This window comes from Mycobacterium neglectum, from assembly GCF_002591975.1.
In the GTDB taxonomy this organism is placed as follows: Bacteria; Actinomycetota; Actinomycetes; order Mycobacteriales; family Mycobacteriaceae; genus Mycobacterium; species Mycobacterium neglectum.
Genome location: NZ_NVQE01000015.1, coordinates 46771 through 71799, shown reverse-complemented (window position 1 = coordinate 71799; position 25029 = coordinate 46771). Strand labels below are relative to the sequence as shown.

The following is a 25029-nucleotide window of genomic DNA, read 5'->3' as shown; positions in this document are numbered from 1 at the left end:
GGCGGTACGCGACACGCCATCGATTTCTGTACAAACGCGGTCGCTCGCGGACAATTAGTGGGCATGCTGTGCAGGATGAACGCACCCACAGAGGCCAAGGTACTCATCGACACGGGCGGGCTGGTCGTCACCGACGACGGCCGCCGGGTCAATGTCTTCGACCGCTGCACGGGGTCGCTGATCACGCTGGCATTCGTACTGGGCATTTTGACCCTCGTCGTCGGCGGTTTCGGAGTCGTCGCGCTCATCGTCGCGGATCCCTCCAGAGCGCTCGGCGCCATATTCGTCGCGGTCGGTGTCGTGTTCGCGGCGGTGTTGTTCATCGTGGTCCGCAAGATCCGTGATCGCCGTAGTCAGCCATTACACACTTGCCGCTCAGTCGCCGTGATCGACCGCAAGCTCGGGCTGTTCAGTTACGGCGGCGGCGCTATCGTCCCGCTCGACCAGGTGCAGTTCGCTCGCCGGATGCAAATCGGTTCCAGCTCACCCAAACTCGTCGCACTGACACCTGGCGGAACGAAAATTCTCAAGCGCGGCAACCCTTTCGACGGCGGCGTCGGCAATGTCGACGAGGTTCTCAGCGCGGTCGTCCGCGGCGGCTGATCCCGGTGCAGGTCTCGAGGCGGTCAGTACTCGCGCTGTTCGCAACGGCTGTCGGCGGGGCCGCGTTCGGCGTGTCGGCATGCCGATCAGCGCCGTCAACCACGCAAGCAGCGTTACCGGAGAACGCACTCATCACCCTCGGCGTCCAAGCCGGACCGCCACCGGTTCCCAACAAGATCGGCATCTCGTCCGCGCTGAAGATCGGCGATGACGTCTACCAGATCGACTGCGGCCTCGGCTCGTTGAACGCTTTCACCAATGCCGGGCTCAAGTTCGACCAGTTGCGAAGCATGTTCATCACGCACCTGCACACCGATCACACGGTCGACTACGGCAGCTTCCTGTTCTCCGGCGGCTATACGGCTTCCAAAGGCAAGGCGCCGGTGACCGTGTATGGGCCAGGCGCGGCGGGTGGACTGCCGCCCAGCCAGGTCGGCAACCCGGATCCGGCAACGATCGACCCCGCGCACCCGACCCCGGGATTGGCCGAGATGACCAAGTCCCTGCAGCAGGCGTTCGCCTACACGAACAACATCTTCATCCGCGATATGGGGACCGACGACCTGCAGACGCTGTTCACCGTCACAGAGATCGCGGTGCCGCCAGAAGCCAACTACCAGAACAGATCACCGACGACGGATCCCTTTCCGGTGATGTCGGATGACAACGTCACCGTCACCGCGACGCTGGTTTCTCACTACGACGTCTATCCCGCGTTCGGCCTCCGCTTCGATCTGAAGAAATCCGGTGTTTCCGTGACGTTCTCCGGCGATACCACCAAATCCGACAACCTCATCACGCTGGCGAAAGACACCGACATTCTCGTGCATGAGGCGCAGTTCAGTCTCGATGACTCCTACTACGGCAACCGGTTCCCGCCGAACTACCTGAAGAGTTCGCACACCTCCGCCGTGCAGGTGGGTGAGGTGGCTGCGGCGGCCAACGCCAAGCACGTCGTCCTCAGCCACTACGAGCCCACCGATCTACCCGACTCCCAATGGACCGATGAGATCGGAAAGAACTTCTCGGGTGAGGTCACCGTCGCGCGCGACGGCCAGGTTTTCACCCTCTGATTGAATCCGGAAGTCGATCACCGAAGAGTCGAATCGCGTTCTCGGAGCTGACTTTCCGGTGCGTGGCGTCGTCCATAGGATAAGACGCCATGAACTCCGCCCCGGTCTGATTGTCGTCCATCGGATAGTCCACCGAGAACATCACGCGGTCGGCGCCCATGACCTCGAGCGTGCACGCAAAGGCCGGCGGGCAGAAGTTGCCGCTCGTCGTGACGTGGAAGTTGTTTCGCAGATAGTCCGAAGGCAGGTGTTGCAGCCGGTGGCCAGAGCCACTTCCGCCGAGACCGTAGTAACGATCGATCCGGTAGGCGGCGAACGGGAGCATCTCACCGAGGTGCCCGATGATCATCTGCAATTGCGGGAACTTGTCGAAGAGTCCCGAGTAGATCAGCCGCAGCACGTGTGTCCCCGCCTCGGCGGCGAATCCCCACGACGCCAGGTGCAGGCCGTCTTCGACATATGGAGCGAACCACGCCTCCATGACCGCGGGATGCGGAGTCGTCGGGTGAAGGTAGATCGGAGCATCCAGCGATTCGGCGCAGGCGAACAGGGCCTCATATGCCGGATCGTCGAGATAGCGCCCCTGACAGTGCCCGTTGATCAAACCGCCCACCAGGCCCAATTCCGTAACGGCGCGCTCGAATTCAGCGGTCGCGGCGTCCGGGTCCTGGGTGGCCAGCGCCGCGAAGCCGCCGAATCGGTTCGGGTTCGCCCGCACGGTCTCGGCGAGGTCATCGTTGGCGCCGCGGGCGAGCCCGATGGCGCGCGCGACGTCGGTCATCTCCTGCACCCCGGGGTCGAACAGCGACAGGATCTGGAAATCGATGCCCGCCGCATCCATCTGCTCGATTCGAAGTGGGCCGCGGTCGTACAGCCGGTCGTAGGCGACGCGGTTGTTGGTACGCAGCCATGTGCCCACCACGTTGTCGGTGCTGGCCGGATCCCAGGCGAAATGCTCTTCGAGTGCGATCAGCGTCATGACACCTCCGCGGTCGGGTCGGCATAACCCTACGCGGACGCCGTGCACAGAGTGTGAGCGCGCTAACCCCGGTTGAGCCGCGAAAATATCGCGGCCAATACGTCATCGACGGGGACGTCGATCTGCTCACCTGTGCCCAGGTTCTTAACCCCGATGGTGCCCGCCTCGATGTCGCGGTCTCCGGCGACCAGAGCGATCGACGCACCGGAACGGTCCGCAGCGCGCATCGCGCCCTTGATTCCGCGGTCTCCGTAGGCGAGGTCGACCCGCACACCCGCGGCGCGCAACCGCGCCGCCAGCACCGCCAGCGTGATCTTCGCCTGCTCCCCGAGCGGCACGGCGAACACGTCGACACGGGCCGTCCCGCCGACCGTCTTGCCTTCGGCCGCCAGGGCCAGCATCGTCCGGTCCACGCCGAGTCCAAAGCCGATACCGGACAGATCCTTTCCACCGAGCTGGTGCATCAGGCCGTCGTACCGGCCGCCCCCGCCGATACCCGATTGTGCGCCGAGTCCGTCGTGCACGAACTCGAAGGTGGTCTTCGTGTAGTAGTCCAGGCCGCGGACCATGCGCGGATTGATGACGTACGTCACCTCGAGTGCATCCAGATGTGCGAGGACGGTGTCGAAGTGCTGCTTGGCAATGTCGGAGAGGTGATCGAGCATCACCGGTGCGTCGGCGGTCATCTCCCGCACGTGGGGGCGCTTGTCATCGAGTACACGCAGCGGGTTGATGGTTGCCCGGGTGCGCGTTTCTTCGTCAAGATCCAACTTGAACAGGAAGTCCTGCAACAGTTCCCGGTATTGCGGGCGGCACGTGTCGTCACCCAGCGAGGTGATCTCCAGCCGGAAGCCGTCGAGCCCGAGCGACCGGAAGCCGGCATCGGCAACGGCGATCACCTCGGCGTCAAGGGCGGGATCGTCGACGCCGATCGCCTCCACCCCGACCTGCTGCAGCTGTCGGTATCGACCGGCCTGTGGACGTTCGTAGCGAAAGAAGGGCCCGGCGTAGCAGAGCTTCACCGGCAGCGGTCCACGGTCTAGCCCGTGCTCGATGACCGCACGCATGACCCCTGCGGTGCCCTCCGGGCGCAGCGTCACCGAGCGGTCGCCTCGGTCGGCGAAGGTGTACATCTCCTTGGACACCACATCGGTGGACTCCCCCACCCCGCGCGCGAACAGCGCGGTGTCCTCGAAGATCGGGAGTTCGACATCGCCGTAGCCGGCGCGGCGGGCCGCGTCCAGCAGACCGTCGCGGACACCGACGAACTGCGCCGAAGCCGGCGGCAGATAATCCGGGACGCCCTTGGGCGCCTGAAAGTCACTCACTAGTTCAAGCCTTCGAGGAAAGGGTTGGTGCGGCGTTCGTCGCCGATCGTGGTCTTCTCGCCGTGCCCAGGTAGTACCACGGTGTCGTCGTCGAGCACCAACAGTTTTGTCACGATCGAGCCGAGCAGATCTCGCCCGCTGCCGCCGGGCAGGTCGGTGCGGCCGACCGACTGCCGAAACAGAGTATCGCCGGTGAAGACCAACGAGCCCGTGCCCGTCCCGATATCGGCGTCGACTCGGAACACCACCGAGCCGCGGGTGTGCCCAGGCGTGTGGTCGACCGTCACGGTGACACCCCCCAGCTCCACCTTGTCCCCGTCCTTGTCGAACTCGATGACCTGCTTGGGTTCGGAGAACAACGCGCCGAACGCAGAGCGGGCCAAGCCCCCGAAAAGACCCCGACCGAAATCCTTGATCGGATCGGTGAGCATGAACCGGTCATCAGGGTGGATGTAGGCCGGGCAGCCGTACATGTCGGCCACCTTCTGTGCCGACCAGATGTGGTCGATATGTCCGTGGGTGAGCAGCACCGCTGCTGGTGTGAGGCGGTTCTCGTCCAGAACCCGCCGCAATGGGCCCATGGCCCGCTGACCCGGATCGACGATGATCGCGTCCGAGCCGGCGCGATCAGCCAGCACGTAGCAATTGCACGCCAACATGCCCGCCGGGAATCCGGTGACCAACACGACGTCCAGTTTTCCATCCTCGATGGCGTGGTCGGCAACCCCACACTCAGCAATGCCTGGCACACTCGTTGCCGACCGATCTATACGAGGAGGACAGCGGCGGTGCCGACCAACGAACAACGGCGTGCGACAGCGAAGCGCAAACTCGAACGACAGCTGGAGCGCCGGGCGGCCAAAGAGCGCAAGCGCCGCATTCTCATGATCGTCGGATCCGTCGCCGGCGCGATCATCGTCGTTGGCGGCGTGGTGGCGGCCGTCGTCCTCACCAGGGATGACAAGGACAGCGAGAACACCGCTTCGACCGAAACACCGACCACGTCGAGTGCGGCACCGACCGGCCCCGGCACGCTGCCCGCGTTCGCGGCGCCGCCCGGTCTCGGTGACAACTGCCAGTACGCAGCCACCCCGGACCAGGCGAGCAAGGAGGTCAAGCCGCCGCGCACGGGCAAGGTGCCCACCGATCCTGCGCAGGTCAGCGCCAGCATGGAGACCAACCAGGGCGATATCGGCCTGATGCTGGACAACGGCAAGTCACCGTGCACCGTCAACAGCTTTGCCAGCCTCGCGAATCAGGGATTCTTCAACGACACCACGTGCCACCGGCTGACCACCTCGGAGTCGCTGTCGGTGCTGCAGTGCGGCGATCCGACCGCCCAAGGCACGGGAGGTCCCGGTTACCAGTTCCCCAACGAGTACCCGACGAACCAGTACCAGCCGGATGACCCCGCACTGACGGAGCCGGTGCTGTATCCCCGCGGCACGCTGGCCATGGCCAATGCCGGGCCGGGCACCAACGGCAGCCAGTTCTTCCTGGTGTACAAGGATTCGCAGCTACCGCCCAACTACACGGTGTTCGGCACGATCGACGAGACCGGGCTGGCGACGCTGGACAAGATCGCCGCGGCGGGCACTGCCGACGGGGCCCCCGACGGTGCGCCGAAGTCAGAGGTCAAGATCACCCAACTGCAGCTGGATCCGTGACCAACCCGCCACCGCCCTACGGTGCCTATCCGCCGCCGTACGGCGGCTATCCCCCGCCCTACGGTGCGTACCCGCCGCCGTACGGCGGCTATCCGCAGCCGACGAACGCCCTCGCAGTCGCCTCACTGGTGTGTGCGTTCGTGTTCGCACCCTTGGGGATCGCGTTCGGGCACATTTCGCTATCGCAGATCAAGAAGAACGGTGAAGGGGGCCGCGGACTTGCCATCGCGGGCCTGATCATCAGCTATTTGTTCACCGCGTTCATGATCCTCGTGCTCGTGTGGGCGGTGGTGTTCATGATCGCCCTGGGCCGAAGCCTCGAGGAATTCGACGGAACGACCTCTCAATACACGGCAACGCCGACCCAGCCGGTAGACGCCCCGCCACTGCCGGCGTTCAAGCCGCCCGCCACCCTCGGATCCAACTGCCAATATCCGGCGACGACGGAACGGGCCAGCAAGCCCGCCAAGCCGCCCCGCACCGGTCGGGTGCCGACCGATCCCGCGTTGATCACTGCCAGCATCATCACCAACCGCGGGGGGATCGGGCTGCAGTTGGACAATGCCAAGACTCCTTGCACCGTCAACAACTTCGCCAGCCTGGCCCAGCAGGGCTTCTTCGACGGCACGACGTGCCACCGGCTCACGGCCACCCCCGCGCTCGGAGTACTGCAGTGCGGCGATCCGAGCGGAACCGGGCAGGGTGGTCCCGGCTACCGGTTCCCGAACGAGTACCCGACCAACCAGTTCCGGTTGACCGACCCGCTTTTGGGGTTGCCGATGTTGTACCCACGCGGCACGCTCGCGATGGCCAACGCGGGTCTGGGCACGAACGGCAGCCAATTCTTCCTGGTCTACAAGGACTCGATGATGCCGCCGACCTACACCGTGTTCGGCACCGTCGACCAGACCGGACTGGCGACGCTGGACAAGATCGCCGCGGCCGGTGTGGCCGACGGCAGCGAGGACGGCGAACCCGACCAGGACGTGACGATCAAATCGGTGCGGCTGAGCTGAGCCTGATCGGGCTTCAGCTGGGACGGGTCTCGATGTAGAACTCGACGTTCTCGCCGTCGACCTTGGTGATCCGCATGTCCGCGGTGTACTCCGTGCCCTCAGGCCCGGTGAACTTGCACTCGAACTTCGTGCCTTCTTTGGCTTCGACGCCTTCGGGACACTTCACGTCGGTGGGTGTGAAACCCGTTTGCTTCTTTACCAGATCAACGACTGACTTCGCCGCACCCTCGGGCTTGATGGTCGAGCCGCAACCGGAGATAAGCACGGCGACAACGGCAAGAGTCGCCACAAGAGCGGTGCGCATCGCCGAATTATGACAGAAATTGACGCTCTCGCGATTCTTTGCTCAAAACCGTCATGCGGCAGACGTCACGCGGTAGACGTCATACACGCCCTCGACGTTGCGCACCACGTTGAGCAGGTGGCCCAGATGCTTCGGATCGCCCATTTCGAAGGTGAACCGGCTGATTGCCACCCGGTCGTCGGACGTCGTGACCGACGCGGAGAGGATGTTGACCTTCTCATCGGCCAGCACCCGCGTCACATCCGACAGCAACCGGTGTCGGTCGAGCGCCTCCACCTGAATGGCGACCAGGAAGACCGACGACGGCGACGGTGCCCACTCCACTTCGATGATCCGCTCCGACTGCTCCTGCAGCGACGTCGCATTGGTGCAGTCGGTGCGGTGCACGCTGACTCCACCGCCACGGGTGACGAACCCCATGATGACGTCGCCAGGAACGGGAGTGCAGCACTTGGCGAGCTTCGACAGCACCCCTGGCGCACCGGGTACGGACACACCCACGTCGTCGGAGCTGCGGTGACGTACCGGCATGGTGGCCGGTGTCGAACGCTCGGCGATCTCGTCGGCGGCGTCTTCGTCTCCACCGAGTTGAGCAACGAGGCGCTGCACCACATGTCGGGCCGATACGTGACCTTCGCCCACCGCGGTGTAGAGCGCGGACACATCGGCGTAGCGCAACTCACGGGCCAGTGACGCGACCTGCTCGGCATTCATCAATCGCTGCAACGGAATTCCAGCGCGCCGTACTTCTCGGGCGATGGAGTCCTTGCCGGTTTCGAGCGCCTCCTCGCGTCGTTCCTTGGCGAACCACTGGCGGATCTTCGCCTTCGCCCGCGGCGAGACCACGAACGTCTGCCAGTCCCGCGACGGGCCGGCGTTGGGCGCCTTGGATGTGAAAACCTCTACTTGGTCGCCGTTTTCGAGCTTGCGCTCCAACGCGACCAGCCTGCCGTTGACGCGTGAGCCGATGCAGCGATGACCGACTTCGGTGTGTACGGCGTATGCGAAGTCCACCGGGGTGGACCCGGTGGGCAACGTGATCAGATCGCCCTTCGGGGTGAAGACGAAGATCTCTTGCACAGCGAGGTCGTAGCGCAGCGACTCGAGGAACTCACCCGGGTCGGCGGCCTCCCGCTGCCAGTCGAGTAGCTGGCGCATCCAGGCCATGTCGTCGATCTCGGCGGCTGCGTAGCTGGCCGGAAGTCCGTTGCGGCCCTTGGCTTCCTTGTAGCGCCAGTGCGCTGCGATGCCGTACTCGGCGGTCTTGTGCATATCGATGGTGCGGATCTGGACTTCCAGCGGCTTACCCTCGGGACCGACGACGGTGGTGTGTAGCGACTGATATACGCCGAACCGTGGTTGGGCGATGTAGTCCTTGAATCGTCCGGCGATCGGCTGCCAGAGCGAATGCACCACGCCCACCGCCGCATAGCAGTCGCGGACCTCGTCACACAGAATGCGCACACCCACGAGGTCGTGAATGTCGTCGAAGTCGCGGCCCTTGACGATCATCTTCTGGTAGATCGACCAGTAGTGCTTGGGTCGGCCCTCCACCACCGCGTTGATCTTCGACGCATTCAGCGTCGAGGTGATCTCGGCGCGCACCTTGGCCAGATAGATGTCGCGCGACGGTGCCCGATCGGCGACCAGCCGCACGATCTCCTCGTACTTCTTCGGATGCAGGATCGCGAATGACAGATCCTCGAGCTCCCATTTGACGCTCGCCATACCAAGCCGATGTGCCAGTGGCGCAATCACTTCCAGCGTTTCACGAGACTTGCTCGCCTGCTTCTCCGGCGGCAGGAAACGCATCGTACGCATGTTGTGCAGCCGGTCGGCGACCTTGATCACCAGTACCCGCGGATCGCGGGCCATCGCGAGGATCATCTTGCGGATGGTCTCGCCCTCGGCCGCGGTGCCCAGCGCGACCTTGTCGAGTTTGGTCACGCCGTCAACGAGGTGGCCAACCTCGGTGCCGAACTCCTCGGTCAGCGCCTCGAGCGTGTAGCCGGTGTCCTCGACGGTGTCATGCAGCAGCGCGGCGATCAGGGTCGTGGTATCCATCTCGAGCTCGGCCAGGATGTTCGCGACGGCCAGCGGATGGGTGATGTACGGATCGCCGGAGCGACGCAACTGATCGGCATGACGCTCGTCAGCGACCTCGTAAGCGCGCTGCAACAAGGTCAGGTTGGCCTTGGGATAGAACTGCTTGTGGACTGCGACCAACGGTTCCAGCACGGGGTTGAGGGCGCCGCGCTGTGCCGTCATCCGGCGGGCCAGCCGGGCCCGCACCCGACGCGATGCGCTGGTCGCCGCTTTCGAGGTATCGGCCTTGGGGATTTCCAGAGGCTGCGTCTCGGGCATATGCGTTTCCGGCAGCGACTGCACAGCCTGTCCGTTGCCGGGAGCATCCCCGTTCGTAGCCATGGTCACCTCCTGAAATCGCTCAGACTTTTCAGGATACGGCTCAGATCGTGAGCAGGGACGTCACCGGCAGCGGTTCGAGCACGTCGCGGCCATTCAGCGCGGTGAGTTCGAGCACAACCGCAGCACAGGGAACGATCGAGCCGCAGTGCTGGAGCAACCGGTGCGTCGCGGCGACTGTCCCACCGGTCGCGAGAACGTCGTCGATGATGACGACCCTGCGCCCGGCCAGTTCGATGCCGTCGGCCGGTAGCTCCAGCGTGGCCGAGCCGTATTCCAGCTGGTAGGTCTCGCTGTGCACCGGCGGAGGCAGTTTGCCGCCCTTGCGGACTGCCAGCACACCGATCCCGAGCCGCAAGGCGACCGCCGCGCCCAGCAGGAACCCGCGCGCATCGATGCCCGCCACCAGGTCGGCGCCTTCTGCGGTCTCGGCGAGAGCATCGGTGACCTTGGCCAGTCCGTGCGCATCGGCAAGCAGCGGCGTCAGATCCTTGAACTGGATACCCGGCTCGGGAAAGTCGGGCACCTCCCGCAGCAGGGATTCGACGAGAGCCGCGATGTCTCGGGTGCTCACCCGCCCAGCGCCCAGCGATCCATGTTCCATCCCGCACCCCATCGAGTCGGACTGCTGCTCACCGCGTACATGTCTTTCGACGTCAACACGGTCCGCTGCTGACGATAGAGCGGAATGGTCGGCATGTCAGTCCACAGGATCGATCCGCCCTCACCGAGTAGCCGCGACAGTTCCTTGGGGTCGGAGGTCACCGCGATCGCCGCGATGATTCCGTCGACGCGCTCATTGGTATATCGGGACAGATTGTTGCCGTTCCCCGAATGCAGGTCGTAGGCGTCCATCGAATTGGATCCGGTCGACCCGCTGCCCGCCGCACCGCCTGTGCTGGCGAGCAGGACGTCGATCTCGTTGTCACGCAACGTCAGCGGGCCGGTCTCGTCGGTCGCGACGTCCTGCACGGTGATGCCGGCCGGCGCGCACGCCTTGGCGATCGCACCGACGGTCGCCGCCAGCCGGGCGTTGGGGCTCTGATAGCCGATACGGACGGTCAACGGCCGGCCGTTCACCGCGGCGCGCGCGGCTTCGGGATTGGCGACGCTGAACTGCCCGCCCTCGACCGCACTTTCGGCTGCGCTGTACGCGTCCTCCGTGACGGGGTTCAGACGCGAGTTGGCGATCGGCACCGCGGCGTTGCGGGCGATCACGTCTCGTGGAGTGCAGTGGGCCAGTGCGCGCCGCTCCGGCGGCTGGGACAACGGCCCCTGCGACGCGAAGATGAGCTGCTCGATACCCGCGGACGCGGCCTCGGTCCGGATGTAGTCGTCAGGCAGGTTCAGCGTGCCCGATGAGCCCGCCGAGACATCGACCACGTCGTAGGCGCCCTGGTTGATGCGATCCTGGATGTCTGCGCCACGCGGCCATACGGTGATCCTCGAGGTGACGGGCGCGGCTCCCCACCACTTGTCGTTGGCGACGAGCACGACGGCGCCGTCATCGGTTACCGAATCCAGCTTGTAGGGGCCCGACGACGGGAACTTCTTGATGTCGATGTCCGGCGTCAGATTCCAGGTGGTGTTCCACACCTTGGCGATCCGGTCCACCGTCGCGGCGTCGTTGTTGTTGACGGCGGTGGTGACACCGCCGTCCGGAAGGCCGAGCACATCGGCGATCACATGCGACGGCATCATCGACGTGGCGGCGAACAACTGGCCGTAGTCGACGAATGCGCGATCCTGCGCGAACGACACCCGAGCCTTCTTCTGCCCTGGTGCACATTCCACCGACGCGACGTCGGTGTAACCCGCGCGGCTGGCCGCATCGAAACCGGGGAAACGGCCGGATTGTGACGCCCAGGCCAGCACCATGTCGTCGCACGTGATCGGCTTGCCGTCGGAGTACACAGCGGCGTCGTTGATTTCGTAGTCGAGTACCAGCGGCGCCCGTCCGACGACCGAGATCTTGCCGAAGTCGTGATCGCCGACGATCTGGCCGTCGGGACCGTGGTAGTTGAAACCGGTGAGCACCCGCGCGAACGCCTGCGGACCACCGGATGCGGCACCGGCCACGGTGTTGACGTTGTAGGTCGTGAGCAGGCCGTCCATGGCGAAGTCGATACTGTCGGCGGGGCCGCGAGAACACGAGGACAGACCGGCGGCCACGACCGTCAGCGCGGCGGCCAGCACACCGGCGCGCCGACTCCATGGCATGGCCACTCCCCTAACTGACCGGGGACCCACCCGCTTGCGGAGGATCATCTGGCTTACCGTCGCCGGGCGTCGCGCTTACCCGACGGTCGTCCGGTCCGGCTGTTCGTCGGGCGGTTGGGCCGCGCACCGGGCGCTGGCTTGTCAGGCGGCGGCGTGGCGCTTGTCACCGGCGAGGACACTGCCGCCGTGGCCGGCGTCGCCGCCGAATCGTCGTTTTCGGAATCCGACACCCTCGCGGCACTTCCCTTGCGGCGATTCATCACTCGGCGCGTGTGGTTGCGCACCAGCGCGGTGCGTTCTCGCAGCGTCACCAGCAGCGGCGTCGCGAAGTAGATCGACGAATACGTACCGACGATCACACCGACCAACTGCACCAGGGCCAGGTCCATCAGCGTGCCGACGCCCAGCAGCCAGACCGCGATCACCATCAGCGCGACGATCGGCAGCACCGAGATGACACTTGTGTTGATCGACCGCATGAATGTCTGGTTCACCGCGAGATTGGCGTGCTCTGCGAACGTTCGGCGAGTGGTGTGCTCGAAACCCTCGGTGTTCTCCTCGACCTTGTCGAACACGATCACGGTGTCGTAAAGCGAGAAGCCGAGGATGGTCAGCAGACCGATCACCGTGGCAGGTGTGACTTCGAATCCGACGATGGAATAGACACCGGCGGTGACGACGAGGTCGAACACCAGGGTCGCCAATGCGGCGACGGCCATGTAGCGCTCATATCGCACCGTGATGTAGAGGGCCGCCAGTGCGAGGAACACCACCAGGGCGATGAGTGCCTTCTCGGTGATCTGCCCACCCCAGGTCTCCGACACCGCGGAGTCGCTGATGGCGTTCTTGTCGGGCTGGCCGTCGGGTCCCCGCGGCTGGAATGCGTCGAAGAGTGCCGTGCGCAGCGTCTCGATCTCTTGGTTGTCCAGCGTTTCCGAACGGATCTGCACCGTGGCGGATTCGCCGCTGCCGACGATCACCACCGCGTCGGCATCCGTGCCCAACGACTTGCTGAACACATCTTCGACCTGTTGGGCGCTTACGGTGCCGGACGCGCCCTGCGCCGGCATCGACACCTTGGTGCCACCCTCGAAGTCGATGCCGAAGGTGAAGCCGCGCAGCAGAATGCTCGCGAGGCACACGGCGACGATCAAGCCGCTGATCATGAACCACAGCTTGCGCTTGCCGATGACCTCGAACGCGCCGGTGCCGGTGTAGAGCCGGGTGAAGAAGCCGTGCTGCGGCGTTGCGGTCTCGAGGCCGGGCGCCTCGACGGCTTTCGACGTCAGGTCTTCTTTGTCTTTATCGATGTCTTCGTCCTTGGCGGCCATGTCGCTATCCCCGTCCCGTCACGTGTGCGGCCGCTCGGCGCTCGCGGGCGATCTGCTGCACTGCGCCCAGACCGTTCAGGCGCGGCTTCGCCATCGTCGGCGACTTCGACGCCATGTACACGATCGGCCAGGTCACCAGGAACACCACCACCACATCGAGGATGGTGGTCAGGCCCAAGGTGAAGGCAAATCCCTTCACCTGGCCGACAGCCAGGATATAGAGAACGGCAGCGGCCAGGAATGTGACTGCGTTTCCAGACAGGATCGTCTTACGCGCCCTGCTCCAACCGCGGGGCACGGCCGAGCGGAACGACCGACCGTCACGTATCTCATCCTTGATGCGCTCGAAGAACACCACAAACGAGTCAGCCGTCATACCGATACCGATGATCAGACCCGCGATGCCGGCGAGGTCGAGCGTGTAGCCGATCCATCTCCCCAGCAGCACCAGGATCGCGTAAACCATTGCGCCGGAAGCGACCAGCGACAACGCGATCAGGACGCCCAAGATCCGGTAGTACAGCAGCGAATACAGCAGCACCAGCGCGAGCCCGACCGCACCCGCGATCAATCCTGCCCGCAGCGATGTCAAACCCAATGTGGCCGAGACGGTTTCAGCTTCCGAGGACTCAAAGGACAGCGGTAGCGAGCCGTACTTCAGCACGTTGGCCAGTTCGCGGGCCGTCTGCTCGGTGAACTGTCCGCTGATCTGGGTACGGCCACCCGGAATGGGCTCGCGTATCTCGGGAGCGCTGACCACCTGGGAGTCCAGGACGAACGCGGTCTGTGTGCCGACGTTCGCGGCGGTGAAGTCCGCCCAGATCTTGGTGGCGTCGCTCTTGAATTGAACGTCGACGATGTACTGGCCCTGCTGCTGATCGAGACCCGAGCTCGCGTTCTCGATCTGTTCACCGTTGATGATCGACTTGTCGAGTAGATAGACCTCGTTGCCGTCCTGCGAGCATGTGACGAGCGGCAGGTTCGGGTCATCGTTGCCGGCCAATACGTCTTCCTCGCCGCAGCGGGTGGCCTGGAACTGCAGTGCCAGAATCTGGATCTGCTGGTCGGCGCTCTGGCGCAGCTCCTTCTCGTCGGCGATGCGTTGTGAGAGCGGAATGTCACCGGGCGGCGGCGCCGGGGTCTGCGTGCCGGGGGCCGGCGCGGGCCCCTGGCCTGGCGCCGGTGGCGGCGGAGTAGGCGTCGGGGGCGGCTCGGGTGCGGGCTGGGCCGGCGGCTCCTGAGGATAGGGACGGGGCTGCGGCGCGGGCGACTGCGCAGGCGGCGCGGCGGGCTGCTCGACGCTTCCCGGCGCGGGCGCCGATGCGCCGGGATCGGCACCAGGCGGCAGCCCGGGGATTGCTCCGGGCGGCATGCCGGGAATTCCGGGCGGCGCGCCCGGCGGAGCACCTGGTGGTGCGCCCTGCGGCTGCTCGCCCTGCGCCGCCGCGGAGGGCATCGCGTGGACTACCGGCCTGATGTACAGCCGTGCCGTCTGGCCTAGGTTGCGGGCCTCACTGCTCTCATTACCCGGAACGGTGATGACGAGGTTGTCGCCGTCGATGATGACTTCGGACCCGGAGACCCCTAGCCCGTTGACACGATCGTTGATGATCGTCTGCGCCTGGTTGAGGGCATCACGGGTCGGAGGTGAGCCGTCCGGCGTGCGGGCGGTGAGCGTTACGCGGGTGCCGCCCTGCAGATCGATGCCGAGCTTGGGGTCGGGCTTCTTGTCCCCCGTAAGGAACACCAACAGGTATGCGCCGACCAGCAATACCAAAAAGAGCGCAAGGTATCGGGCAGGGTGCACCGGCGTCGAAGACGATGCCACGTTTCTAGGGTCTCCTCGAGATCAGTTCGTCAGCACCGCAAAGGGTACGTGCTCAGGCTGAGTACTCAGCCTTCAGTCCTTCTTGTTGGGACTTTCAGTGATTTCGGTGGCGGTCGACTCCTGGTCGTCGAAGTCGTCGATCTCCTCGAAATCCTCGTCCTCATCGACGTCCGGCCCGATCTTGTCGCGTACGGCCAGCTTCATCCAGGTGGTGACCACTCCGGGAGCGATCTCCAGGTCGACGGTGTCTTCGCCGAGGCCGGAGATCGTGGCTTCCATGCCCGATGTGGTGTGGATGCGGTCACCGACCTGCAGCGACTCGTGCAGATCGATGGTCGCCTGCATCGCCTTCTTCTGGCGGCGCGATGCGAAGAACATGAAGAGCCCCATGATGATGATGAGGGGCAGGAAGATGACCAGATCCATGTCAGCAGCTGTCTTTCGTATCGGTCTCGGTGTCACAGCGCAGACCGGCAGGTCAGGCGCTTCGTCAGTGACCAGTGTGCCATTGCGGCCACAGATCACCGAGTGCCCCCGTCGCTGCGGCGAGGTGTTAGCTTCCTGTAGTGCTCGGGCACCTCGGCATCAACGTTGAAGATCTGAGGGCGGCCAAGGCCTACTACGACGCGGTCATGCCGCTGCTGGGATTCGACGAGTACTTCACCGCCCGAGGACGAGTTCGCGTACCGACCGTCCGGCGGAAAGCCCGGTACGCATCTGTTCTTCTATCCGTCGGCCGAGAACTCGCAGTACACGCGGCACCGGACCGGACTTCAGCATCTGGCGTTCATGATGCGGACCCGATCACGGGTGAACGACGTTCACGAACTCGTCACAGCGCTGATCCCGCAGCTCGGCGGACAGGTCCTACACCGGCCGCAGGTGTTTCCCCAGTATCCGCAGCCGTACTTCGCGACGTTCTGGCTCGACCCATGGGGGCTGATGCTCGAAGCCGTGTGTCATCACGACCGAGATTGAGCGTTTGCGACGAAATCCGTTGCGTCATTCCATGGCAACCGATGAACCCGTTAGAAGCTACCGGAGTTTTCAATCCGATCGGTGCGCCGCCGACTAGGCTCGAACCGCGACGCGTCGGGCGTCGAATCCAACTCGTCAGGAGGCGGAATTGAGCACCGTCGAGCAGAGCCGCTACCTCGCCACCGAGATACCCGGCCCTCTTTCGCAGGCGCTGATCGACAGGAAAACCGCCGCGGTCTCCCGCGCGGTAGGCAACACCATGCCGGTGTACGCGTCGCGGGCATTCGGCGGCATCGTCGAAGACGTCGACGGCAATCGGCTCATCGATCTTGGGTCGGGCATCGCCGTGACCACCATCGGAAACTCGTCACCTGCCGTCGTCGCGGCCGTTACCGATCAGGTGGCGCGGTTCACCCACACGTGTTTCATGATCACGCCGTACGAGGGCTACGTCGCGGTCGCCGAGCAACTCAACCGGCTGACACCGGGCACCGGCGAGAAGCGGTCGGCGCTGTTCAACTCGGGCTCAGAGGCGGTCGAGAACGCGATCAAGGTCGCCAGGACCTACACCCACAAACCGGCGGTCGTGTCGTTCGATCACGCGTATCACGGTCGCACCAACCTGACGATGGCGTTGACCGCGAAGTCGATGCCCTACAAGCACGGCTTCGGGCCGTTCGCGCCCGAGATCTACCGCGCGCCGCTGTCATACCCGTTCCGCGACGCGGAGTTCGGCAAGGAGATGGCCACCGACGGAGAGCTTGCGGCCGAGCGCGCCATCACCGTGATGGACAAGCAGGTCGGTGCCGACAACCTCGCCGCCGTCATCATCGAACCGATCCAGGGCGAGGGCGGGTTCATCGTGCCCGCCGACGGCTTCCTGCCCGCGCTGCTGGACTGGTGCCGCAAGAACAACGTGGTGTTCATCGCCGACGAGGTGCAGACCGGGTTCGCCCGCACCGGGGCGATGTTCGCGTGCGAACACGAAGGCATCGAACCCGATCTGATCGTCACCGCCAAGGGCATCGCCGACGGTATGCCGTTGTCCGCAGTCACCGGCAGGGCCGAGATCATGGACGCACCGCACGTCAGTGGGCTCGGTGGTACCTACGGCGGCAATCCGGTCGCGTGCGCGGCGGCGCTGGCGACCATCGAGACCATCGAGGCCGAAGGGCTCGTCGAGCGGGCGCAGCAGATCGAAGCGCTGATGAAGGATCGGCTCGGGCGGCTGCAGGCCGAGGACGATCGGATCGGTGACGTACGTGGTCGCGGCGCCATGATCGCCATGGAGCTGGTGAAGTCCGGCACGACCGAGCCCGACGCAGATCTGACCAAAGCGCTGTGCGCCGGATGCCACGCCGCAGGGGTGATCGTGTTGTCCTGCGGCACATTTGGAAATGTGCTTCGGTTCCTCCCCCCGCTGACCATCAGCGACGACCTTCTTGTCGAAGGTCTCGACGTCCTTGCTCTTGTTCTGAAAGACCTTTAGCCGAAGAAGGGGTTCCTGTGGCCAGCAGTGTGCGAGTTCAGAATTTCATCGGCGGCGAACTCGTCGACTCAGTCAGCGGTGCCACCATGCCGCTCGTCGACCCGAGCACCGGCGAGGAGTACGCCACCGCGCCCATCTCCAACGAGGCCGACATCGACAACGCGTACAGCGCGGCGTCGAAGGCCTTCAAGGACTGGAAGCGCACCACGCCGTCGAACCGTCAGAAGGCGCTGCTCGATTTCGCCGACGAGGTGGAGAAGAATGCCCAGGCACTCGTGGAGGCCGAGGGTCGCAATACGGGTAAGCCGAACCACGTCACCGCGGCCGAAGAGATTCCGCCGATGCTCGACCAGATCCGCTTCTTCGCCGGGGCGGCAAGGGTGTTGGAAGGTAAGTCGGCCGGTGAGTACATGGAGAACCACACGTCGTGGATCCGCCGTGAACCAGTCGGCGTGATCGGCCAGGTATCGCCGTGGAATTACCCGATGATGATGGCGATCTGGAAGTTCTGTCCGGCGATCGCCGCGGGCAACACCGTGGTGATCAAGCCCAGCGACACCACTCCGGTCACGACGGTGATGCTCGCCGAGATGGCGGCCAAACACTTCCCGCCCGGTGTGCTCAATGTCGTGTGCGGAGACCGGAACACCGGTGCCGCGGTGGTCGCGCATCCGACGCCGGAGATGGTGTCGATCACCGGTTCGGTGGCGGCGGGCCGCGCGGTGGCGGTGAGCGCGGGCGGACATTTGAAGCGCACCCACCTGGAGTTGGGCGGCAAGGCACCGGTGATCGTGTTCGACGACAGCGACATCGCCGGCGCCGCCGAGGGAATCGCGACGGCGGGATACTTCAACGCAGGCCAGGACTGCACTGCGGCCACCCGAGTGCTGGCGACGGCGAAGGTGGCCTCGGATCTGACCGATGCGCTCGCCGAGCAGGCGCGCGGTGCGACGACGACGTTCGGCAAGGCCGCCGACGATGAAGACGCATGGGTGCCGCCCGTCAACAACGTCAACCAGATGGAGCGGGTGCTGTCGTTCTTCAGCGACGTGCCGTCGCACGCCAAGGTGGCCGCGGGTGGAGAACGCCAGGGCGACAAGGGGTTCTATGTGGCGCCAACCGTCGTCGGCGGGCTTCGCCAGGACGACCGTCTGGTGCAGCAGGAGATCTTCGGCCCGGTGATCACGGTGCAGTCGTTCTCCGACGAGGACGAGGCGATCGCATGGGCCAACGGCACCGAGTACGGCCTGGCGTCATCGGTGTGGACGAAGGATGTATCGCGGGCGCTGCGGGTTTCGGCGGCATTGGACTTCGGTTGCGTGTGGATCAACACCCACATCCCACTGGTCGCCGAGATGCCGCACGGCGGATACAAGTCCTCGGGCCACGGTAAGGACCTGTCGATGTACGGCCTCGAGGACTACACGCGCATCAAGCACGTAATGGCCTTCACCGGCTAGGTTTTTCGCCAAACAGCGCCCCGGCACCTCATCGCTTTCGACGTTTTGTAGCGAAAGTGCGAGACACGGTCCGCATTTCGTCGATAGCGATGCAAACGCGATAATTTGGCCCTCGTACGGCGGCCTGCAAGCGCGTTCAGGTCACCGCCCAACATCGGCTGAAATCTGCTATTTCGCCGGGTGATTGTGGTCTGTTCGTGCCCAGAATTCGGTGATGGACTGCAGGACCCGGGCACGGTCGATCAGCAGCGGCGAGGAATGGCCGGAGCCGGCGGTGGCCACCACCTTGGCGTCAACCATGGTGTCCGCCACGGCCTGCGCATCGGCGGGACGCCAGCCAGTGATGTCCTCACGACCGGCGATGATCAGTGTCGGTGCGGCGATCCCGGCCATGTCGGCAGTCATGTCCGGCCGGTTGAGCATCATCGACCGCATTGCGTGATACATCGCATCCTTCGGCGCGTCGATGAACCCGCTCATCACCGTTTTCACGAGATCGGGTGCGAGGTGTGACGATTCAGACCCGACGAGCGCATCAGACAGCGGCTTCAGCAGCAGCGGGTTCGGACCGGTGAACCGGTAGAGCTGCACCAGCGGCCATACCTTGGTCCAGCGCTCCGCGGGACGCAATGGGTGGGCCGGCGTGCCGATGGTGGTCAACGTCCGGATCCGGCTCGGCAGGCGCACGGCCAACTGGATGCCGATATGACCTCCCCAGGCATTGCCCACCCAGTCCACGGGCTCATCGAGACCAAGGCCGTCGAGCACCTGTTCGGCGGCTGACGCACACTCGTCGAACGTGAAATCGCGGCCCACCGGCTGGCTTCGCCCGTGAGACGGTCCATCGATGACGAACACGCAGTGGTTGCGCGCCAATTCGTCCTGCAGGCCGCACCAGGATCGCGAGTCGAGAAACAGGCTGTGCCACAACATGACCGGGGATCCGGAACCCATACGTTCGACGTGCAGACCACCGAGGTCGGTGGCGATGAGCTGGGCAACCATCATGTCTCCATTTACTTCGGAATCCGAAACTTCGGTATCCGTAGTATCCTCACAACCCATGGCGCCGTCAAGGGAGCTGCCGCCCGATCGTCTGGCGATCGGGCAGCTGCTGGTGAGGCTGTTACGCGAGTTTCGCGACGACCTCGCCGCACCCCGTGCGGGGGCCGGATACGGAGACGTGCGAGAAGCGCACTTTCAGATCTTCGGAAACATCCGAATGGGTGGTATTCGCCTCACCGAACTCGCCGAAAGGGCGCAGCTGAGCCTGGCGGCGGCATCGGAGTTGGTCAACGATCTCGTCGACCTCGGCTATCTCACCCGTCGACCAGACCCTGCCGATGGACGAGCCAAACTCATCGACCTGACGAAGCGAGGGCAATCGCTGATGGCCGATGCCGGCGACCGCGTCGCCGACATCGAGGGTCATTGGTCAAAGATCGTCGGCGAGAACAAATTCGGCCAAATGACCGCGACGATGCAGCGACTCCTCGACGAACTCGACCCGAAGGACTCACGCAGCTAGTCGGGACCGGCCACCAAGGTGGCGACGAAGCTGCGGATGTCGTCGACGGTGAGTTCGGCGCCGTCGACCTCGAGTGCGATCAGCTTCGTCATGAGATCGTCGGCAGGCCGACGGCACCGGTCGGCGATCATCACATCGACGTACTGGTGCAGCGCGTCTGCGGCGTTCGGCGTCAACGGCGTGTCGGCCCAGCGGTAGAACAGCGGCCAATCCTTCTGGGGCACACCCAGCGCGTCGCACACTGCCGCAGTTGTGGCCCGACGAGTACTGGCGGTGGTCATGTCGGCCTCTCATGAGTCTGATCGGGACGGCTCCACTGTCTGCTTAGCCCAACTACCGATCATCCGCCGCCGGGCGTAGATCTGACGTGATCGAGGCGCAAATCACTCGGCCGTGCGCCAAACGGACTAGTGGGCGGCTGTGCGTTTGCCGAACGTGTCACGCCAGCCGCGGTGCCGTCCCGTGTCGGTCCCCGTCGGCTGAATTTCGGTGACGTCGTCGGTGTCCGAGAACGCGGGCTGCGGCTGCACATCCGCTGCGACACGATTATCGACATACTCGACGTCGCGCACGCTGCGGACTGAAATGCGGCCAACCGCCGCCGCACCCAGGAACACCATCAGCGCGCCGAGTCCATAGAAGTACGCCAACTCGAGTGCCAAGGCCTTGCTCTCCGTCGCCGCCACTGGTGCGCCCGCGTCGCCAATCCCAAGCAACCCGGCCGACGCGCGGCCGGCAACAAACCATGCACCGGCGATCACGCCGAGCCATGCGCCGAGCATCGCCGTGGCGCGGTTACCCGAGACGAGTAGCAGCAGACCACCGACAACGGCGACCGCGCCCGGCAGCACCTGGAGCCACCCGCGCGCCTCGGTCCATGCCCACGCCGTGTCCGGACTGAAGGCGAAGTCAAAATAGGGTCCGACGAACGGCACAAGAGCACCCCACGCACCCAGCAGAATCAGCAGGAAGCCGCTCATTGCGCCGCGACTGCGCTGCATCTGAAGACGGCCGCCGCGGGTAGGAACTCGGGTATCGGTCATGCGCGCGGGAGTACCCGAACGCCGAGCGGAGTAATCCGTGGCGTCGCGGCCGGGGTCTCGTCGAACATTGTGATGAAAACCACGGATGCAGCGCGCCCGCTTCACCTGCCATCCCCTCCGCTCACAGCCAACTACCAGCTGCTTGACGGAATAGCTTTAGCTTCGCTAACGATATTGCTAATAGGCCCGACGAAGCGCCTCTCCCCTTTAGTCCTTTGTTTTCTTCTAAGGAATTCCGATGTCCGCTGATACCCGCGAAGAGCGCCTCGAGCGCCGCATCGCAAGCTTGTACCTCACCGACCAGCAGTTCGCGGACGCCAAGCCCAACCGTGAGATTTCCACGGCGATCGAGGTGCCCGGACTGCCACTGTCAGAGGCCGTGCGCACCGTGATGGAGGGCTACTCCGATCGCCCCGCGGTCGGACAGCGCGCCGTTGAGTTCGTCACCGACCCCCAGACCGGCCGCACGACGGCGGAGGTTCTCCCCCGATTCGAAACCTTCAGCTACGGCGAGGTGTGGAGCCGCGTAGGCGCCCTCACGAATGCATTGTCCGATGTGCATCCGGGCGATCGCATCTGCATCCTCGGCTTCACCAGCGTCGACTACACGGTCATCGACCTGACGACCGTCGCACTCGGCGCAGTGTCCGTGCCCCTGCAGACCAGCGCGCCGGCCACTGCGCTCCGGCCGATCGTCACCGAAACCGAACCGGTGGTCTTCGCCTCCAGCGTCGACTACATCGACGACGCCGTGGAGCTGGTGCTCACCGGCCACACGCCTGATCGGCTCATCGTGTTCGACTTCCGGCCCGAGATCGACGAGCACCGCGAGGCCTACAACGCCGCGCGTGCGCGGCTCGCGGCGGCGAACAGCCCCACGGTCGTGGAAACGTTGACCGAAGTCCAGGAGCGTGGACGGGCACTTCCGGTGGCATCTGCCGCCCAGCGCGCGGATGACGAGATAGCCCTGCTGATCTACACATCCGGCAGCACGGGTGCGCCGAAGGGTGCGATCTACACCCGCAGCCTGGCCGCCAAGATGTGGCGCCCGGCGGCATGGGGCTGGGCAGACAGCCCCGATCCGTTCATCACGCTGAACTTCATGCCGATGAGCCACGTGATGGGGCGCGCCAGTCTCTACGGCACCCTCGCGCACGGCGGGACGGCCTACTTTGCCGCCAAGAGCGACCTGTCGACCTTCCTGGAAGACCTCGCGCTGGTACGGCCCACCCAGCTGAATTTCGTTCCGCGCGTGTGGGAAATGCTGTCGGCGGAAGTCCACAGCGAGCTGAACCGGCGGGTGCCCGAGGGCGCCGATGGCGCCACCGAGGCCGAGATCGCCGCCGACGTGCGCGCGCAACTGCTCGGCGACCGATACATCGCCGTGGTGACCGGCTCGGCCCCGATCTCGCCCGAACTGACGCATTGGGTCGAGGAGTTCCTCGACATGCACCTGGTCGACGGCTACGGATCGACCGAAGCCGGCGGCGTGTTGGCCGACGGGCAGGTGCGCAGGCCACCGGTGCTCGACTACAAGCTCGTCGACGTACCCGAGTTGGGCTACTTCAGCACCGATCGTCCGCACCCCCGCGGTGAGCTGCTTGTCAAGACGACCAACATGTTCCCCGGGTACTACAAACGGCCCGAGGTCACCGCCGAGGTTTTCGACGCCGACGGCTTCTACCGAACCGGCGATATCGTCGTCGAACTCGAGCCGGAGCGCCTGCAATACGTCGATCGGCGCAACTTCGTGCTGAAGCTCTCGCAGGGCGAATTCGTCACGGCCTCAAAGCTGGAAGCGGTATTCCAGAACAGCCCGCTCGTCCGTCAGATCTACATCTACGGCAATAGTGCACGCTCGTATCTCCTCGCGGTGGTCGTGCCGGTTGCCGACGTGGCAGCGCGGGGCGACACCGAGGAGCTGCATCGGTCCATCGGCGACTCGTTGCAGGACGTCGCGAAGGCGGCCGCCCTGCAGGCCTTCGAGATCCCGCGCGACTTCATCATCGAGACAACGCCGTTCACGCTGGAGAACGGTCTGCTGACCGGCATCCGCAAGCTGGCACGGCCGAAGCTCAAGGAGCTCTACGGCCCCCGACTGGAGCAGCTGTACTCAGAGCTGACCGAAGGCCAGGCCAGCGAGTTGCGGGAGCTTCGCCGTAACGCCGACCAGCGTCCGGTCGTGGAGACGGTCAGCCGGGCCGCGGCTGCGCTGCTTGTCGGGGCGGCCTCCGAGGTACCCGCCGACGCCCAGTTCACAGATCTGGGCGGAGACTCCTTGTCCGCGTTGACATTCGCCAACCTGCTGCGTGATGTCTTCGACGTCGACGTTCCCGTCGGCGTGATTGTCAGCCCGGCGAACGACCTTGCGGCACTTGCCCAATACATCGAAGCCGAACGTTCCGGAAGCACACGCCCGACGTTCGCATCCGTGCACGGCCGCGGGGCCACCGAGATTCACGCCCGCGAATTGACGCTCGACAAGTTCATCGATGCGCACACTCTCGAGACCGCACCGGCACTGCCGTACCCCAGCCAAGAGGTGCGCACCGTTCTCCTGACCGGCGCCACCGGATTCCTCGGCCGCTACCTGGCACTGGATTGGCTGGAGCGGATGAATCTCGTCGGCGGCAAGGTGATCTGTCTCGTTCGCGCCAAGGACGACGCCGCGGCGCGGCAACGCCTGGATGAAACTTTCGACAGCGGCGACGCCCAACTGCTCAGCCATTACCGGCAGTTGGCCGCAGAGCATTTGGAGGTGCTCGCCGGAGACAAGGGCGAATCGGGTCTCGGACTCGATGACACGACCTGGCGGCGGCTGGCCGGCACTGTCGACCTGATCGTCGATCCCGCCGCACTCGTGAACCACGTCCTGCCGTACGAGCAGCTGTTCGGACCCAACGTGGTCGGTACCGCCGAGCTGATCCGGCTGGCGCTCACCACGAAGTTGAAGCCGTTCATCTATCTGTCGACAGTCGGTGTCGGCGATCAGATCGAACCCTCGGCATTCGTCGAGGACACCGACGTGCGTCAGATGAGCGCGACCCGCGTGGTCAACGAGAATTACGCCAACGGCTACGGCAACAGCAAGTGGGCAGGCGAGGTGCTACTCCGCGAAGCCAATGACCTCAGTGGTCTGCCGGTGGCCGTCTACCGGTGCGACATGATCCTGGCGGAGCCCAGGTACGCCGGTCAGCTCAACGTGCCCGACATGTTCACCCGGCTCCTGCTGAGCCTGGTGGCAACTGGAATCGCACCCGGCTCGTTCTACGAACTGGACGCCGCAGGCAAACGCCAGCGGGCCCACTATGACGGCCTACCAGTCGATTTCATCGCCGACGCGATCTCCACCCTCAGCGGGTACCAGACGCACGGATTCGAGACATACCACGTGATGAACCCCCACGACGACGGGATCGGGCTCGACCAGTACGTCGACTGGCTCGTCGGCGCCGGATACCGGATCGACCGCGTCGCGGACTACGGCACGTGGCTGCAGCGGTTCGAGACGAGCATGCGGGCCCTTCCGGACAAGCAGCGACAGGCTTCGCTGTTGCCGCTGCTGCACAGCTACGCGCAGCCCGCCAAGCCGCTTCTCGGTTCGTTCGCCTCGACCGAGCGATTCCGCGCCGCGGTGCAGGAAGCGAAAGTCGGGCCGGATAAAGACATCCCGCATATCACGGCTGACATCATCGTGAAGTACATCACCGACCTGCAACTGATCGGTCTGCTGTAGGACGTACGGCATCGAGCTGGCG

Annotated in this window: 21 protein-coding genes and 1 pseudogene; 9 read left to right on the top strand and 13 right to left on the bottom strand. The window is 64.8% G+C overall.

All coding sequences use genetic code 11. The annotated features are described in order from the left end of the window. Positions 1-75: 75 nt before the first annotated feature. Together CSQ99_RS30990 and CSQ99_RS14055 are read left to right on the top strand one after the other, a co-directional pair. Complete coding sequence (locus CSQ99_RS30990) at positions 76-603, top strand: hypothetical protein (protein ID WP_176561023.1); 528 nt, start codon at positions 76-78, stop codon at positions 601-603. Between the two features lie 5 nt (positions 604-608). Continuing rightward, positions 609-1676: an MBL fold metallo-hydrolase gene (locus CSQ99_RS14055; protein ID WP_099039645.1), complete on the top strand. Its 1068-nt coding sequence runs from the start codon at positions 609-611 to the stop codon at positions 1674-1676. On the opposite strand, the gene CSQ99_RS14050 is transcribed toward CSQ99_RS14055, so the two are convergent. The 3 genes from CSQ99_RS14050 to CSQ99_RS14040 all read right to left on the bottom strand — a co-directional run bounded on the left by CSQ99_RS14050 (position 1666) and on the right by CSQ99_RS14040 (position 4669). Continuing rightward, positions 1666-2655, bottom strand: a complete 990-nt coding sequence (locus CSQ99_RS14050; RefSeq protein ID WP_099039644.1) for an amidohydrolase family protein — start codon at positions 2653-2655, stop codon at positions 1666-1668. The genes CSQ99_RS14055 and CSQ99_RS14050 overlap by 11 nt on opposite strands. Before the next feature lie 62 nt (positions 2656-2717). After that, positions 2718-3983 carry a histidine--tRNA ligase gene (gene hisS / locus CSQ99_RS14045; protein ID WP_099039643.1) on the bottom strand — a complete coding sequence of 422 codons (1266 nt, stop codon included), beginning with the start codon at positions 3981-3983 and terminating at the stop codon, positions 2718-2720. Beyond that, positions 3983-4669, bottom strand: coding sequence for an MBL fold metallo-hydrolase (locus CSQ99_RS14040; protein ID WP_099039708.1), 687 nt, complete (start codon positions 4667-4669; stop codon positions 3983-3985). Before CSQ99_RS14040 ends, hisS begins: the two co-directional genes overlap by 1 nt. Positions 4670-4771: 102 nt before the next feature. On the opposite strand from CSQ99_RS14040, the gene CSQ99_RS14035 reads away from it, so the two are divergent. Continuing rightward, positions 4772-5650, top strand: coding sequence for a peptidylprolyl isomerase (locus tag CSQ99_RS14035; RefSeq protein WP_099039642.1), 879 nt, complete (start codon positions 4772-4774; stop codon positions 5648-5650). After that, complete coding sequence (locus tag CSQ99_RS14030) at positions 5647-6666, top strand: peptidylprolyl isomerase (protein ID WP_099039641.1); 1020 nt, start codon at positions 5647-5649, stop codon at positions 6664-6666. Before CSQ99_RS14035 ends, CSQ99_RS14030 begins: the two co-directional genes overlap by 4 nt. A 13-nt stretch (positions 6667-6679) precedes the next feature. On the opposite strand, the gene CSQ99_RS14025 is transcribed toward CSQ99_RS14030, so the two are convergent. The 7 genes from CSQ99_RS14025 to yajC all read right to left on the bottom strand — a co-directional run bounded on the left by CSQ99_RS14025 (position 6680) and on the right by yajC (position 15199). Next, positions 6680-6970 carry a DUF4333 domain-containing protein gene (locus CSQ99_RS14025; protein ID WP_099039640.1) on the bottom strand — a complete coding sequence of 97 codons (291 nt, stop codon included), beginning with the start codon at positions 6968-6970 and terminating at the stop codon, positions 6680-6682. Between the two features lie 51 nt (positions 6971-7021). After that, complete coding sequence (locus CSQ99_RS14020) at positions 7022-9397, bottom strand: RelA/SpoT family protein (protein WP_099039707.1); 2376 nt, start codon at positions 9395-9397, stop codon at positions 7022-7024. Positions 9398-9437: 40 nt separating this feature from the next. Further along, a complete protein-coding gene (locus CSQ99_RS14015) occupies positions 9438-10010 on the bottom strand; it encodes an adenine phosphoribosyltransferase (protein ID WP_099039639.1) in 573 nt (190 codons plus the stop codon). Further along, positions 9965-11614: an ABC transporter substrate-binding protein gene (locus CSQ99_RS14010; protein WP_099039638.1), complete on the bottom strand. Its 1650-nt coding sequence runs from the start codon at positions 11612-11614 to the stop codon at positions 9965-9967. Before CSQ99_RS14010 ends, CSQ99_RS14015 begins: the two co-directional genes overlap by 46 nt. Positions 11615-11667: 53 nt before the next feature. Further along, on the bottom strand, positions 11668-12945 hold the full coding sequence (secF, locus tag CSQ99_RS14005) for a protein translocase subunit SecF (protein WP_099039637.1): 1278 nt from the start codon (positions 12943-12945) through the stop codon (positions 11668-11670). A gap of 4 nt (positions 12946-12949) precedes the next feature. Further along, on the bottom strand, positions 12950-14773 hold the full coding sequence (gene secD / locus CSQ99_RS14000; RefSeq protein WP_099039636.1) for a protein translocase subunit SecD: 1824 nt from the start codon (positions 14771-14773) through the stop codon (positions 12950-12952). A gap of 72 nt (positions 14774-14845) precedes the next feature. Next, positions 14846-15199 (bottom strand): preprotein translocase subunit YajC, encoded by a 354-nt coding sequence (yajC, locus tag CSQ99_RS13995; protein WP_099039635.1) that lies wholly within the window; start codon positions 15197-15199, stop codon positions 14846-14848. A gap of 140 nt (positions 15200-15339) precedes the next feature. Here yajC and CSQ99_RS13990 point away from each other — a divergent pair. The 3 genes and pseudogenes from CSQ99_RS13990 to CSQ99_RS13980 all read left to right on the top strand — a co-directional run bounded on the left by CSQ99_RS13990 (position 15340) and on the right by CSQ99_RS13980 (position 18700). Continuing rightward, positions 15340-15751: pseudogene (locus CSQ99_RS13990) on the top strand (VOC family protein). A gap of 148 nt (positions 15752-15899) precedes the next feature. Next, positions 15900-17240, top strand: coding sequence for a 4-aminobutyrate--2-oxoglutarate transaminase (gene gabT / locus CSQ99_RS13985; protein WP_099039634.1), 1341 nt, complete (start codon positions 15900-15902; stop codon positions 17238-17240). A gap of 86 nt (positions 17241-17326) precedes the next feature. Further along, positions 17327-18700, top strand: a complete 1374-nt coding sequence (locus CSQ99_RS13980) for a gamma-aminobutyraldehyde dehydrogenase (RefSeq protein ID WP_245908908.1) — start codon at positions 17327-17329, stop codon at positions 18698-18700. Positions 18701-18868: 168 nt separating this feature from the next. Here the strand turns inward: CSQ99_RS13980 and CSQ99_RS13975 are convergent, their stop codons facing one another. Next, positions 18869-19705: an alpha/beta fold hydrolase gene (locus tag CSQ99_RS13975; RefSeq protein ID WP_099039705.1), complete on the bottom strand. Its 837-nt coding sequence runs from the start codon at positions 19703-19705 to the stop codon at positions 18869-18871. Between the two features lie 58 nt (positions 19706-19763). Here CSQ99_RS13975 and CSQ99_RS13970 point away from each other — a divergent pair, with 58 nt between their 5' ends. Then, on the top strand, positions 19764-20228 hold the full coding sequence (locus CSQ99_RS13970) for a MarR family winged helix-turn-helix transcriptional regulator (RefSeq protein ID WP_099039633.1): 465 nt from the start codon (positions 19764-19766) through the stop codon (positions 20226-20228). Here the strand turns inward: CSQ99_RS13970 and CSQ99_RS13965 are convergent. Together CSQ99_RS13965 and CSQ99_RS13960 are read right to left on the bottom strand one after the other, a co-directional pair. After that, positions 20225-20509, bottom strand: coding sequence for a cytochrome P450 family protein (locus CSQ99_RS13965; RefSeq protein WP_099039632.1), 285 nt, complete (start codon positions 20507-20509; stop codon positions 20225-20227). The genes CSQ99_RS13970 and CSQ99_RS13965 overlap by 4 nt on opposite strands. Before the next feature lie 126 nt (positions 20510-20635). Further along, positions 20636-21271, bottom strand: a complete 636-nt coding sequence (locus CSQ99_RS13960; protein ID WP_099039631.1) for a hypothetical protein — start codon at positions 21269-21271, stop codon at positions 20636-20638. A 238-nt stretch (positions 21272-21509) separates the two neighbouring features. Between CSQ99_RS13960 and car the strand changes: the two genes are divergently transcribed. Beyond that, the gene (gene car / locus CSQ99_RS13955) at positions 21510-25007 is read left to right on the top strand and encodes a carboxylic acid reductase (protein ID WP_099039630.1); all 3498 of its coding nucleotides are present in this window, start codon (positions 21510-21512) and stop codon (positions 25005-25007) included. Positions 25008-25029 lie beyond the last annotated feature (22 nt).